Source organism: Streptomyces sp. KLMMK, from assembly GCF_036961605.1.
GTDB classification, from domain to species: Bacteria; Actinomycetota; Actinomycetes; order Streptomycetales; family Streptomycetaceae; genus Streptomyces; species Streptomyces telluris.
This window is the reverse complement of sequence record NZ_JBAMDC010000176.1, coordinates 1-13,359: the sequence shown is the minus strand read 5'-3', so window position 1 is coordinate 13,359 and position 13,359 is coordinate 1. Positions and strand designations below refer to the sequence as shown.

At 73.0% G+C, this 13,359-nt stretch carries 12 protein-coding genes; 4 read left to right on the top strand and 8 right to left on the bottom strand.

Annotation, left to right across the window (positions count from 1 at the left end; genetic code table 11):
• From V7793_RS22630 to V7793_RS22620, 3 genes are all read right to left on the bottom strand, one after another.
• The coding region (locus tag V7793_RS22630; protein ID WP_336009303.1) for an SRPBCC domain-containing protein at positions 1 to 666 on the bottom strand (666 nt) is incomplete at its 3' end.
• Positions 667 to 782: 116 nt separating this feature from the next.
• Entirely contained in the window at positions 783 to 1,433 is a 651-nt protein-coding gene (locus tag V7793_RS22625) for an NAD(P)-dependent oxidoreductase (protein WP_336009301.1), read from the bottom strand.
• 144 nt (positions 1,434 to 1,577) lie between these two features.
• Positions 1,578 to 2,216, bottom strand: a complete 639-nt coding sequence (locus V7793_RS22620) for a DsbA family protein (RefSeq protein ID WP_336009300.1) — start codon at positions 2,214 to 2,216, stop codon at positions 1,578 to 1,580.
• Positions 2,217 to 2,335: 119 nt separating this feature from the next.
• Here V7793_RS22620 and V7793_RS22615 point away from each other — a divergent pair, with 119 nt between their 5' ends.
• Positions 2,336 to 3,223, top strand: coding sequence for a helix-turn-helix domain-containing protein (locus V7793_RS22615; RefSeq protein WP_336009299.1), 888 nt, complete (start codon positions 2,336 to 2,338; stop codon positions 3,221 to 3,223).
• A 60-nt stretch (positions 3,224 to 3,283) separates the two neighbouring features.
• On the opposite strand, the gene V7793_RS22610 is transcribed toward V7793_RS22615, so the two are convergent.
• From V7793_RS22610 to V7793_RS22600, 3 genes are all read right to left on the bottom strand, one after another.
• Positions 3,284 to 4,867, bottom strand: a complete 1,584-nt coding sequence (locus V7793_RS22610) for a polyamine aminopropyltransferase (protein ID WP_336009297.1) — start codon at positions 4,865 to 4,867, stop codon at positions 3,284 to 3,286.
• Positions 4,868 to 4,920: 53 nt separating this feature from the next.
• Entirely contained in the window at positions 4,921 to 5,442 is a 522-nt protein-coding gene (locus V7793_RS22605; RefSeq protein WP_336009294.1) for a DUF2617 family protein, read from the bottom strand.
• Between the two features lie 394 nt (positions 5,443 to 5,836).
• Positions 5,837 to 7,006, bottom strand: a complete 1,170-nt coding sequence (locus tag V7793_RS22600; protein ID WP_336009292.1) for an aminotransferase class I/II-fold pyridoxal phosphate-dependent enzyme — start codon at positions 7,004 to 7,006, stop codon at positions 5,837 to 5,839.
• Between the two features lie 348 nt (positions 7,007 to 7,354).
• Between V7793_RS22600 and V7793_RS22595 the strand changes: the two genes are divergently transcribed.
• Positions 7,355 to 8,569 (top strand): hypothetical protein, encoded by a 1,215-nt coding sequence (locus V7793_RS22595; protein WP_336009291.1) that lies wholly within the window; start codon positions 7,355 to 7,357, stop codon positions 8,567 to 8,569.
• Between the two features lie 232 nt (positions 8,570 to 8,801).
• Here the strand turns inward: V7793_RS22595 and V7793_RS22590 are convergent, their stop codons facing one another.
• The gene (locus V7793_RS22590; protein ID WP_311766123.1) at positions 8,802 to 9,353 is read right to left on the bottom strand and encodes a YbjN domain-containing protein; all 552 of its coding nucleotides are present in this window, start codon (positions 9,351 to 9,353) and stop codon (positions 8,802 to 8,804) included.
• 79 nt (positions 9,354 to 9,432) lie between these two features.
• Positions 9,433 to 12,093, bottom strand: coding sequence for an ATP-dependent chaperone ClpB (gene clpB / locus V7793_RS22585; protein WP_336009289.1), 2,661 nt, complete (start codon positions 12,091 to 12,093; stop codon positions 9,433 to 9,435).
• Positions 12,094 to 12,305: 212 nt separating this feature from the next.
• Between clpB and V7793_RS22580 the strand changes: the two genes are divergently transcribed.
• Both V7793_RS22580 and V7793_RS22575 read left to right on the top strand, forming a co-directional pair.
• Positions 12,306 to 12,725, top strand: a complete 420-nt coding sequence (locus V7793_RS22580) for a pyridoxamine 5'-phosphate oxidase family protein (RefSeq protein WP_336009287.1) — start codon at positions 12,306 to 12,308, stop codon at positions 12,723 to 12,725.
• A gap of 128 nt (positions 12,726 to 12,853) precedes the next feature.
• The coding region (locus V7793_RS22575) for a hypothetical protein (RefSeq protein WP_336009285.1) at positions 12,854 to 13,359 on the top strand (506 nt) is incomplete at its 3' end.

Genomic DNA, 13,359 nt, shown 5'->3' with positions numbered 1-13,359 from the left:
CGGCGGGGCGTGGTCGACCTCCTCGGCGCTGCGGCCGATCATCGTGCGGCGTGCGTGCGCGGCCTCGGCCGGCGGCTCGTCGTCGTCCACGTCGTCCTCGTCGAGGTCGTCGTCGGCCAGGTCGTCCGCGAGGTCGTCCTCGGCCGACGGGTCCAGGGACGGCGGCGGAACGGCGGTGTCGAAGACGCTGCCGCCCTCCAGCCGGGGGCCGCCGCCGGCCGCCTCCTCGGCGTCCTCGCGCAGCTCCTCCACCAGGGCCGCGGCGAAACGGTCCAGCAGCCGCCGTGCGGTCGCCTCCGCGGTCTTCTCGTCGAACTCCGCCAGCCGGCCGCCGGTGGTCACCGTCCCGGCGCACGTCAGCCGCGCCCCGCCGGGCGCCTCCGCCAGCAGGCCGCGCAGCGTCAGCGCCACCGTGCCGGCGCCGCGCACCTCGGCGCCCTCGCCGGAGAGCTCGTACGCACCCTCCCGCTCGGTCAGCCGCAGATGGCCCCGGTAGGTGATGGTCGAGCCGCCTATGCGCAGCCGCAGCCGCCCGGCGACGGTCTCACCGGAGGCGTCGGCACTGTCCTGGTGCAGGCCGGGAACGCACCGGGCCACCCGCGCCGGGTCGGCGAGGACCCGGCGCACCGCCTCGACGGGGAACGGGACGAACACCTCATGCTCCATATCAAGCGAGCCTACCCACCGGGCCCCTCACCAGGGCCTCTCCGGACGGATTTTCGTGGAGACCGCCGTCCGGAGGGGCCTCGGCCGGAAGCCGCCGGCCCCTCCGGCACCCGGGTTCAGTCGCCGACCGTGAAGCGCTCGCCGATGTGGTTCGCCTCCTCGATCTCGTCGACGAGGGCCACCGCGTAGTCCTCGGCGGAGATCCGCGACTTGCCGTTCGCGCCCACGACGAGGTCGTCCAGGGCCGTGCGGTACGTGCCCGTGCGCTCGCCCGGCTCGATGAGGCCGGCGGGGCTGAGGTTCGTCCAGCGCACGTCGGTGACGGTGCGGTAGTAGTCCAGGGCGTCACCGTGCGCGTGCATGATCTGCAGCAGGAACCCGGGCAGCCCCTCGGCGTCCCAGACCTGCTTGCCGTCCGGGGTGCGCAGCGAGCCCGCACCGCCGACCGCGATCAGCCGCGGCGCCTTGTCGCCGAGCGCGCGCACACCGGCCACCAGCGACTTCGCCGCGGGCTCGATGGTCGCGACGTGCCCGGGGCCGTCGCCGCCGCCGACCGCGCTGACGACGACGTCCCGGCCCTCGGCCGCGGCCTGGACGGAGGCGGGGTCGAGGACGTCACCGGTGGCGACCGTCAGGTTCTCGTGCTTCTCGGTGATCTTCGCGGGGTCGCGGACGACGGCCGTGACCTGGTGGCCGCGGTTCAGGGCCTCGCGCAGGACGCGGCTGCCGATGGTGCCGTTGGCGCCGAAGAGGGCGATCTTCGCCATGGGGTTCTTCTCCTCAGTAGTGCAGTGCAAGGTCTGCTGAAGCAGCTGAAGTAGCTGAAGTGGGGGGATCAGTACTGCTGTGTGTGTGGGGGGGAGCAGCGCCGGCGAGATGGGGGAGGGAATCAGCGCTGGTGAAACAAGAAGTCAGTGCTGGTCGAGAGCGCGGGTGAGCCCGCGGGCGCTGGTCGTCGGGCCGCCGAGCCGCCGCAGCCCGCCGGGCGTGTGCAGCAGCAGCGTCGGGAAGCTGTCGACGCCCAGCCGCCGGACCTCCCGGAACTCCGCCTCCGCCGCGCGCCGCGTGGCCGGGTCGGCGAAGGCCGCGACGGCCGCGCCGGCGTCCACGCCGAGCCCGGACGCGACCGCCCGCACCGTCTCCGGGTCGGACAGGCTCCGCCCGTCCACGTACCAGGCGCGCTGCAGTGCACCCGCGAACTCCAGTGTCCGCTCGGGAGCCTGCTCGCGCAGCGCGGCGAGGGCCGTCGCGGCGGCGGCCGAGTCCAGGACGGCCGTGCCGTCGGCGAAGGCCTCGGCGTAGCCCGGGCCGAACACCGCTCCGGTCAGTTCGCCGATCCGGGCGTCCGCCTGGGGGATGTAGGGATATGCGGACACCGGCTGCGCCCGCGGGCCGGTGAACAGGCCGCCGCTGAGCACCGTCAGCTCGATGCGGCCGGCATTCGCCTCCGCGAATTCCCGGATGGTGGGTCCGAAGCCGTAGCACCAGCCGCAGTAGGCGTCGAAGGCGTACGTGAGCCGGTGCCGTGCGGTGTCTTTCTGCCGTGCCATGTCCGTCCCTGCATTTCTCTCGGCCGCCCCGCCTTGTGCGTGTGGCCCGCACTGTCTTGTGCGTTACGACCACGCTAAAGGCGTTTTTCGCCCATAAACAGGTAAGCTCGCGTCTCACCATGGTGAAAAAGCGACACGACGACATCATCGAGCTGGCTTACCAGGCCCCGCCCGGCACGCCCGCCGGCGTCGAGGTGATGCCGGTGGCCGAGCTGCGCGCCCGCGCCCCCGAGGGCCTCCTGGGCACCCCGCAGCGGCTGGACTTCCACCAGATCGTCGTCGTCCGCTCCGGCGCGACCGCGCACACCGTCGACTTCACCGGCCACTGGCTCGAGGAGGGCTCGGTGCTGTGGGTGCGCCCCGGGCAGGTGCAGCAGTTCGGCGACCCGGAGCGGATCGAGGGCACGGTCGTCCTCGTCCAGCCCGGTTTCCTGCCGTCCGGCAGCCCCGTCGCGGCGGTGGCGGACGACCCCTTCCGGCCGGTGGTGTGGCAGCCGGTGGGCCAGGACCGCGAGGCCGTCTTCTGCGCCGTGGGCCACCTTGAGGCGGACTTCCGCACGGGTGCCGGCCTGCCCGCCGACGTGCACACCGACGTCCTGCGCCACCTGCTGTCCGTGCTGGTTCTGCGGCTCGCGCACCTGACGGCCCCCGCCGGCAGCAGGGTGCCCGCCCCGGGCGAGGCCTTCCTGCGCTTCCGGGCCGCGGTCGAGCGGGATTTCGCCGGAAGCCACCGGGTGGCCGACTACGCCCGGGCGCTCGGCTACTCCTCCCGGACCCTGTCCCGCGCGACGACGGCCGCGGCCGGGGTGGGCGCCAAGGAGTTCATCGACCGGCGGGTGATGCTGGAGGCCAAACGGCTGCTCGCGCACAGCGGGCTGTCCGCGGCCCGGATCGCGGGCCGGATCGGCTTCGACGACGCGGCGAACTTCTCCAAGTTCTTCCAGCACCGGGAGGGGTGTTCACCGGGCACCTTCCGCAGCCGTATGCGCGGCCCCGCGACCCCGTAACCGCCCCGCCGACCCCACCGGCCCTACCGGCCTACCGGCCCCACCGACCCCACCGGCCCCTCACTGCCCGTACCGCGGGTGCATCAGCGTCGAGGGCCGCAGCCCCGCCTCGCGGCTGCGCTCGGCCGACCGCCCGGCCGCCGCCAGGCCCTGGTGGTCGAGGGAGAGCAAGGGGGGCCGCGCCGGCGGGAGCTGCAGCGGCAGCGGCTCCCGGGCGACGAGGAGGAAGCTCCAGTCCTCGTCCTTGCCGGTGCGCGCGGGGGCGCGGACCGGGCCGCCGGAGAAGCCGCCGCCCTCGACCCGGTAGGGCCTGCTGTACAGCCCGAGCGAACGGATCGTGGCATCGACCGTCCAGAAGACGTGGGGGCGGGAGCCGAGCGTGCCGGCGTGGACGGCGAGCCGGCCGCCGGGGGCCAGCCACCGCTCCACCAGGCCGTAGAACTCCTGGGAGTAGAGCTTGGTGCTGGGGGTGATACCGGGGTCGGGGAGGTCGGAGACGACCACGTCGAAGGAGGCCTCGCCGGGCGGGAGGGAGCGCAGCCACTCGAAGGCGTCGCCCGTGACGAGCCGCACCCGCGGATCGTCGTAGGCGGCGCGGTTGAGGGCGACGAGGTCGGGGTCGGTACGGGCCAGGCGCAGCACGGTCGCGTCGACTTCCACGACGGTCACCGAGGCGACGTCCCCGTAGCGCAGCAGCTCGCGGACGGCGAGGCCGTCGCCGCCGCCGAGGACGAGGACCCTGTGGTGCGGGCCGTGCATCGCGGGGTGGACGAGGGCTTCGTGGTAGCGGAATTCGTCGTCGCTGCTGACCCTCAGGCGGCCGTCGAGGAAGAGGGAGAGCGGCTTGCCGCTCGCGCCGCCGCCGGTGAGGACGACCTCCTGGACCCCGGACTGGACGGCGACGCGGACGTCGCCGCCGTAGACGGCGTGGCGCGCGGCCCGCTCGAAGGGGCCGCTGAGGGCCGAGCAGGTGGCGAGGAGGGTGAGGACGAGGCCGTTGGCGGCGACGAGCGCCCAGCGGGTGCGGACGCTCAGGTCGCCGCGGAAGAGCCACAGGACGAGGGCGCCGCCGGCGACGGCGTTGACGCCGCCGGTCAGCAGGGCGCCGGTCAACTGCCCGAGCACGGGCAGGAGGAGGAAGGGGAAGGCCAGGCCGCCGACGAGGGCGCCCACGTAGTCGGCGGCGAAGAGGTCGGCCACGGCGCCGCCCGCGTCCTGGCGGCGGATGCGCTGGATGAGGGTCATCAGCAAGGGCACTTCGGCGCCGATGAGCACACCGATGGCGAGGGAGAAGCCGACCAGGGCCGGCCGTGCCTGGCCGAACCAGGCGAAGCAGGCGTAGAGCGCCATGGCCGACAGGCCGCCTATGAGCGCCAGTGCGGCCTCGACCGCGGCGAAGCCCAGGGCGGCGCGCCCGCGCAGGCGCTTGGCGAGCAGCGAGCCGATGCCCATTGCGAAGACCATGACGGACAGCACGACGGACGCCTGGGTGACGGAGTCGCCGATGAGATACGAGGCCAGCGCCACCAGCTCCAGCTCGTACACCAGCCCGCAGGCGGCGCAGACGAAGACGGTGGTCAGCACCACGAAGCGGCCGAGCCCGGCCGGTACGGGCAGCCGCGCCGGTACCGGGCGGTAGATCATGTTGCGAACGCTACGTTACGAAACGGCAACCCTTTGTCACCCACAAGGGTCTATTACGAGAACGCCGCCGCCGTCCGTGCTCCCACTCTCGTGCGGGTCGCGACCAGCCGCCCTTCCTGCGGGTAGGCATGCCAGGTGCGCCAGCTGACCTGGCCGTCGCACCGCTGCGCGAGCAGCGCGGTGAAGGCGTGCGGGCTGCCCGGGAAGGTGCCCGCCAGGCCGTAGGGGTGTTCCGCGACCAGGGCGAGGAGCTCCTGCGCCCGGCCCGCGAAGGAGCCGTGCGAGAGCGTTTCTATCCGGGCCGCGAACTCGTACTCCCAGGCGCCGATGCGCTTGGCGACCCCCAGCGGCAGCGGGGTGGCGCTGCCCGGCAGGCAGGCGACCGTCTCCGAGCAGACTCCGCCACCCTCCTCCAGCAGGACCTGGTGGGAGGCGCCCAGCAGGCGCAGCTGGATCTGGGAGTCGGCGAGCTGCAGGTCGAGCACGGCCAGCGCCGGCAGGGGGTCCTTGCCCAGGCACCAGGCGAGGTCGGCGGCACGGGTGTCGGTGTAGGTGGTCTTGAGGGTGGTGAGCATGGGTCGGCTCCGCAAGCACGCAGTGGAGGGTGGGCCGGCCCGCCGGGGAGGACCAGAGTCTTCGGACGAGGACCAGAGTCTTCGAGTGCGCCGGCTCATGCCCACATATGAGCTGTTTCCGTGGGTCCGGGGACAGTGATTACGGGATTCCCCGCAGCCTCCGGCGGAGCCTGCCGGGGAGTCGTCGTCCCGACACGTGTCCCTGAATGAGAGGGAATCATGAAATGAGCAGCGCCCACAGCGTTTTTACCCATCTCATCGTGCTTTCCATCCACGCGAGGGCCGAGCAGTTCAACTGTTCAGAATCTTTGCGGTCCGGCGGGCTCCGCAGAACCCGCCGGGCGCATATGCGATCAAGCATGGGACGGCCGCAAATCCGCGGGGCCGGGCGGGTTCAGGCGGCGTTCACCAGCTTCTCCACGGCCGAAATCACCGAATCCTCACGCTTGCAGAACGAGAAACGCACGAGATAGGACGGCGCATCGGGGCGCAGATTGAAGGCGGCCGTGGGAATGGCCACCACCCCGGCGCGCGTCGGGAGTTCACGGCAGAATCGCACGCCGTCCGAGTACCCCCACGCGCGGATGTCCGCCTGGAGAAAATACCCCGCCTCCGCGCGATAGGGGCGCAATCCGGCATTCGCCAGCCCCCGGCTCAGCAGGTCGCGATTGCGCTGCAGAGTGCGCCGTAGCTCCGCCGCCCACTCCTCCACGCCGTCCAGCATCCGCGCGAGCGCCTCCTGGTAGGGCGTGCCGGAGGCGTACGTGAGGAACTGCTTGGCGGCGCCGACCGCCCGGACGAGCTCCGCCGGCCCGCACACCCAGCCGACCTTCCAGCCGGTCACGTTGAACATCTTGCCCGCCGACGAGATGGTCAGCGTACGCTCCCGCATCCCCTCCAGCGCGGCGATCGTCCCGTGCCGCACGCCGTCGTAGACGAGGTGCTCGTACACCTCGTCCGTCACTACCGTCAGCCCGTGCTCGCGGCACAGCTGCGCGACGACTCCCAGCTCCTCCGAAGTGAAGACCTTGCCCGTCGGATTGTGCGGGGTGTTGAGCATCAGCACCCGGGTGCGCGGGGTGACGGCGGCCCGCAGCGCGTCCGCATCCAGCACGAAGGTGTCGCCCTGTTCGGCGAGCGGGACCCCGACGACCTTCGCGCCGGCGAAGCGGGCGCCCGCCGGGTAGGCGTCGTAGCAGGGGTCGAAGGCCAGCACCTCGTCGCCCGGGTCGCACAGCGCGAGCAGCGCCGAGGCGAGGGCCTCCGTGGCCCCGGTCGTCACCAGCACCTCGTCCTGCGGGTCGTACTCCAGCCCGTAGCGCCGCAACTGGTGCGCCGCGACCGCCTCGCGTAGCGCGGGAAACCCGGCGGCCGGCGGGTACTGGTTGCTGCCCGCCAGGACCGCGTCCGAGACGTCCTTCAGCAGGCCGGGCGGAGACGGCAGCTCCGGCACGCCCTGGCCGAGGTTGACCGCCCCCGTGCGCCGCGCGAGCTCCGTCATCTCCGTGAAGACCGAGGTGCCGAGGCCCTGCACCCGTGCGGCCGGGCTCCAGTCCTTGTTCATGCGATCCCGCTTCCCTGTCGGTTCCTGAGCCGGCCCTGTCGGTTCCCGAGCCGGCCTCACGATATGCAGGCGGGTGCGCGCGGGCACAGGGCCCGCCACGAGGGCCGCACCCGCTCGCGCACGCCACAGCACACGGCGCGGCCCGGACCGCGCAGACACTCCGCGGTGCCCGCCGAGCGGGTGGAAGGCGCACCGCTTACGGGCGCTCCCGCTCGCGCGCGCGAGGCGGGCGCCGCAAGGTCGAGGTGCCGACGAGGCCCAGTCACAGGTGCCGCCGAGGCCCGGTCACGGGTGCCGAGCAGGCCCGGAAGCCGAGGCCGAGAGGCCGAGGATGCCGGAGGTCCCCCCGTGTCAGCCGACACCGCCGTGCCCGTCCGGGCGCCGGAGCCGCGCCCCGCGTCCGGCAACGCCCGCGTCCGCCGTGCCGAGCGGGCGCGGGACGCCCTGCGCAGGGCGGCGCCCGCCCTCGCGTTCTACGCGGCGGCCCGGCTGACCGGTATGGCGACCATGGCCGCCTGGGCCTGGTGGATCGGCCGCCACCCGCGCACGCTGCTCGGCCACTCCTGGGACGGCATCTGGTACGCCGGCATCGCCCGGCACGGCTACGGCCTGATCCTGCCCTCGCCCACCAGCCGGGGCGTCGTCTTCAACGACCTCGCGTTCTTCCCGCTCTTCCCCGGCCTGGAGCGGGCCGTCTCCGCCGTCACGCCGCTCAGCGTCGTCGGCGCGGGGCTGTTCGTCGCCTGGCTGTCAGCCGGGCTCGCCGCCTGGGGCATCTACGCGCTCGGCGAGCGCCTGTACGGGCGCAGGACGGCGACGCTGCTCGTCGTGCTGTGGGGGCTGCTGCCGCACGCGATCGTGCAGTCGATGGCCTACACCGAGCCGCTGATGACCGCCTTCGCGGCGTGGGCGCTGTACGCGCTGGTCACCGGCCGGCCGCTGTGGGCCGGCGCGCTCTCCCTGCTGGCCGGGCTCTCCCGGCCCAACGGGATCGCGGTGGCCGCGGCCGTCGTCTGCGTCACCGCGCACACCCTGTGGCGGCAGCCGGAGGCCCGCAGGAACCCGCGGGTGTGGGCGGGCGCCGCGCTCGCCCCGCTCGGCTGGACCGGCTACGTCGTCTGGGCCGGATACCGCTCCGGCAACGGCCTGTTCGGCTACTTCGAAGTGCAGCGGCTGTGGGGCTCGCGGTTCGACTTCGGGAGGGACGCGCTGCGGTTCGTCCGGCACCTGATCACCGGGCGGGACGCCATGGCGTACTACATGACGGTGGCCGTCATCGCCTTCGCGCTCGTCGCGCTGGCCCTGCTGCTCCTGGAGCCGCCGCGGCCGCACGCGGCGCTGCTGGTCTACACGGTCGTGCTCGTCGTCATCGCGGTCGGCGGATCGAGCTACTTCGCGTCCAAGCCGCGGTTCCTGCTGCCGGCGTTCCCCCTGCTGCTCCCGGCGGCCCTGGCACTGACGCGCGCGCGGCGCCGCACCCTCCTGACGACGGTCACGGCCATGGCCGGGCTGTCGTTCTTCTACGGGACGTATCTGCTGACGGTGGCGCGGATGCCGATGTAGAGGCGGCGGTGCCGTGGACCACGGCCGGTCCGGCACCGCCGGGCACCCCGGTGGAAGTTGGGCGCCGTCGCGGCGGAAACTTGCCCGGCGGCGAGGAAGACCCCGCCGCCACGGCGTCCAGCCACCGCGGCGCAGCCCGGCAGTGCCGGGGCGGCGGTGCCGGGCCGGCGTCGGCCGGAGAACCCTCCGGCGTGGGGCGCCGCGCAAGCCGCGGGCCCCCGCCGGGAGGCAATCACGCAGACGTGGGGTGCGGCGGCTCGTCGTCCGGCTTGTCGTCGCCCGACTCGGCGTCCGCCTCCAGGCCCAGCTGCTCCACGAGCCACTTGTCGAACTCGATGGACGCCCGGACCCAGCTGACGGTGCTGGAGACGAAGTGCTCCAGGGACACCCCGACGCCGATCAGCATCTGCGCCTCGCCGATCAGGCGGACCGTGCCGTCGTCGTTGGTGTGGGTGTAGACCTTCGGCCACAGCGTGCGGCGGTTCCAGTCGTCGATGGCCTCCAGCAGGCGGGCCTTCTCGTCGATGGCGTGCGGGCGGTCGTAGAACGTCCGCACGGAGAAGACCTGCTGCTCCTCCTCGCCGCGGAACATGAAGTACGTGCGGAACTGCTCCCACGGGGCGGCGAGGTCACCCTCGTCGTCCACGACGTACTTCAGCTCCATCTGGTCGAGGAGCTGCTTGACCAGGTCCTGGTCGGGGATGACGGGGCCGGTCGGGCCCGCCTCAGGCTGCGGTTCGGGCTGTCCCCCGAAATTCGGGATCGAGGACGGGTCGATGCTCACCGTGTTATTCCCTTCGTACGGTCTCACGCCATCCTCCCCCATCCCGGGCGGGGGCTGGCAACCCCCGCCCGGACGGATGTCACGGCGTCTTCGCGAGCTCCTCCGCCCCCACCGGGACCACCGTCAGACCGTCACCGTCCGCGGCGACGCCGACCCGCACCGTGTTCCCGTCACGGATCTCCCCGCCGAGGATGGCCTTGGCGAGCCGGTCGCCGATGGCCGTCTGGACCAGGCGGCGCAGCGGCCGGGCGCCGTAGGCGAGGTCGGGCGCGGCGCCGTCCGGGGCGGACGGGTCGTGGCCGAGGGTGGCGAGCCAGCGCATGGCCGCGGGCGTGACGTCGAGCGTGAGCCGGCGGTCGGCGAGGCGGCGCTGGAGGTGGCCGATCTGGAGGGCGGCGATGCGCTCCAGCTCGTCCACGCCGAGCGGGTGGAAGACGACCAGGTCGTCGAGGCGGTTGAGGAACTCGGGCCGGAAGGAGGCCCGGACGGTCTCCAGGACCTTCTCCCGCTTCTGGTCCTCCTTGAGCAGGGGGTCCATCAGATAGGTGGATCCCAGGTTGGAGGTGAGGATGAGGATGGTGTTGCGGAAGTCGACGGTGCGGCCCTGGCCGTCGGTGAGGCGGCCGTCGTCGAGGACCTGCAGGAGGATGTCGAAGACCTCGTGGTGGGCCTTCTCGACCTCGTCCAGCAGGACGACGGAGTACGGGCGGCGGCGCACGGCCTCGGTGAGCTGGCCGCCCTCCTCGTAGCCGACGTAGCCGGGGGGCGCGCCGACCAGCCGGGCGACCGAGTGCTTCTCGCCGTACTCGCTCATGTCGATGCGGACCATGGCCCGCTCGTCGTCGAAGAGGAAGTCGGCGAGGGCCTTGGCCAGCTCGGTCTTGCCGACGCCGGTGGGGCCGAGGAAGAGGAACGAGCCGGTCGGCCGGTCGGGGTCGGCGATGCCGGCGCGCGAGCGGCGCACCGCGTCGGAGACGGCTTGGACGGCCTCGGTCTGGCCGATGAGGCGCCTGCCCAGCTCCTCCTCCATGCGCAGCAGCTTCTGCGTCTCGCCCTCCAGCAGGCGGCCGGCGGGGATGCCGGTCCAGGAGGCGACGACGTCGGCGATGTCGTCCGGGCCGACCTCCTCCTTGACCATGAGGTCCTTCGCTGCGGCCTCCTGCTCGGCCTCCGCCTCGGCCTCGGCCGCCGCCTCCAGCTCGCGCTCCAGGCCGGGGATCTCTCCGTAGAGCAGCTTGGAGGCGGTGTCGAAGTCGCCGTCGCGCTGGGCGCGCTCGGCCTGGCCGCGCAGCTCGTCGAGGCGCTCCTTGAGCTCGCCCACGCGGTTGAGGGACTGCTTCTCGCGCTCCCAGCGGGCGGTCAGGCCGCGCAGCTCCTCCTCCTTGTCGGCGAGGTCGCGGCGCAGCTTCTCCAGGCGCTGCTTGCTGGCCTCGTCCGACTCCTTGGACAGGGCGAGCTCCTCCATCTTCAGCCGGTCCACGGCGCGCTGGAGCTCGTCGATCTCGACGGGCGAGGAGTCGATCTCCATGCGCAGCCGGGAGGCGGCCTCGTCGACGAGGTCGATGGCCTTGTCGGGCAGGAAGCGGGAGGTGATGTAGCGGTCGGAGAGGGTGGCGGCGGCGACGAGGGCGGAGTCGGCGATCTGGACCTTGTGGTGGGCCTCGTAGCGGCCCTTGAGCCCGCGCAGGATCGCGACCGAGTCCTCCACGGAGGGCTCGGCCACCAGGACCTGCTGGAAGCGGCGCTCCAGGGCGGGGTCCTTCTCGATCCGCTCGCGGTACTCGTCCAGGGTCGTGGCGCCGACCATGCGCAGCTCGCCGCGGGCCAGCATGGGCTTGAGCATATTGCCCGCGTCCATGGCGGAGTCGCCGCCGGCGCCGGCGCCCACGACGGTGTGCAGCTCGTCGATGAAGGTGATGATCCGGCCCTCGCTGGCCTTGATCTCGGCCAGGACGGTCTTCAGCCGCTCCTCGAACTCGCCGCGGTACTTCGCGCCCGCGACCATCGCCCCCAGGTCGAGGGAGACCAGGCGCTTGTTGCGCAGCGACTCGGGGACGTCGCCCTTCACTATCCGCTGCGCGAGGCCCTCGACGACGGCCGTCTTGCCGACGCCGGGCTCGCCGATGAGGACGGGGTTGTTCTTGGTCCGCCGCGACAGGACCTGCACGACGCGCCGGATCTCGGTGTCCCGCCCGATGACGGGGTCGAGCCGGCCCTCGCGGGCGGCCGCGGTCAGGTCCGCACCGAACTTCTCCAGGGCCTTGTACGTGCCCTCCGGATCGGCAGTGGTCACTCGCTGCCCGCCCCTCGCGGTCTCGAACGCGTCCAGCAGACGCCGTGCCGAGGCGCCCTGCTGCTCCAGCAGCTCGCCGGTGCGGCCGCCCTTGGCGGCGAGGCCGATCAGCAGGTGCTCGGTGGAAATGTAGGTGTCGCCCAGCTCGCGGGCGCGCTGCGACGCGTCGGCGATGACGGCGAGCAGCTCGCGGTCGGGCTGCGGCGGCGCGACGGTCGCACCCCGCACGCTCGGCTCCGCCGCCAGCTGCCGCTCGGCGCCCGACCGCAGCGCGGCGGCATCGGCGTCGACGGCGGCCAGCAGGTCCATGATGTTCTCGTTGTCCCGACCGGCGAGCAGCGCCAGCAGCAGGTGGGCGGGCGTCATATCGGCATGCCCGGCCGACACGGCCCGCTCCCCGGCCCCGCTCAGCGCCTCCCGGCTCCTGTTGGTCAGCTCGGCATCCACGACGGTGTGCTCCTCCTTCTCCAGGCGGTCATCCTGCCTAGGGCAACGTGCGATAAGTTGAGCCTATTCCACTCAACCTTCGCGGCGCCAGCGCCCCCGGCCGCGGACCGGGCACGGCCACCCGAATCCGGGCCGGACAGCCTTTCCCCGGACCTCTACCCATGGTCCGCCGGGGAGCGGCGACGCGCCGCTCCGGGACTACGCTTCCCCGCATGGCCCACGATCTGCGCAACCTCGACGCCGCCTATGTCGACTTCTGGCGGGAGCGGCACATCTGCACCCTCACCACCACGCGCCCCGACGGCAGCCCGCACCTCGTGCCCGTCGGCGTGACCTTCGACCCCGAGGCCGGGATCGCGCGCGTCATCACCAACAAGAACAGCCGCAAGATCGCCAACATCCTGGCCGCCGGGCCGGACGGTGCGCGCGTCGCCGTCTGCCAGATCGGCGAGCGGAAGTGGGCCACGCTGGAGGGGCGCGCGGTCGTCCGTACGGAGGCCGACGCGATCGCCGACGCCGTCAACCGCTACGCCGAGCGGTACGGGCGGATGCCCGCGCCCAACCCCGACCGCGTCCTGGTCGAGATCACGGTGATGAAGGCGCTGGGGCTGGTCGGGTCCGGCGCCGCGTAACCGGGAAGGCCGGTCCCTCCGGCCCCTTCGCCCCCCTCTTCGGCAGTGCCGCTGACACGGCCCGACACCGGCACATACCGTGTCAACACGTCTCGGTTCACCGTGCAGTTGAGGGTAAGGAGCCCCCCATGACGCACCTCGACGACCGCTTCGGTGAGATCACCGTCCTGCTGGACAGCGACGAGGGCCGGGTGGAGGTCCTGGGCGACGCGGTGCCCCCGGCCGTCCTGGAGCGCGCCGCCGGGGCGCAGACCGACGTCCACGTCCCCGTCGGCACCCGCAACGGCGCGCACCTGACCATGGCCGTCGGCGCCGAGGCCGTGCGCCTCGTGCCTGGCAGGGGCAGGTTGTCGCGCCGCTCGTACGCGGTGAAGGCCGTCCTCGACGGCGTTGCGTACCGTCTCGTGCCCGACTCCCTCGACGGCAGCCGGCTGCTGAAGGACGGGCGGCACATCGGGGACTTCTCCTCCGGCGGCGACGGCCGGGTGCTGGCCGGGTGGAAGGAGGGGGCGGACGTCGCCCCGGCCGACGCCTCCGTCGGCTACGCGCTCGCCGCGGCGTTCGGCACCGGTGGGCAGCCGATGTGGATGATGGCGATCGAGGCCGCCTCCGAACTGATCCCGGGGGGACGCTG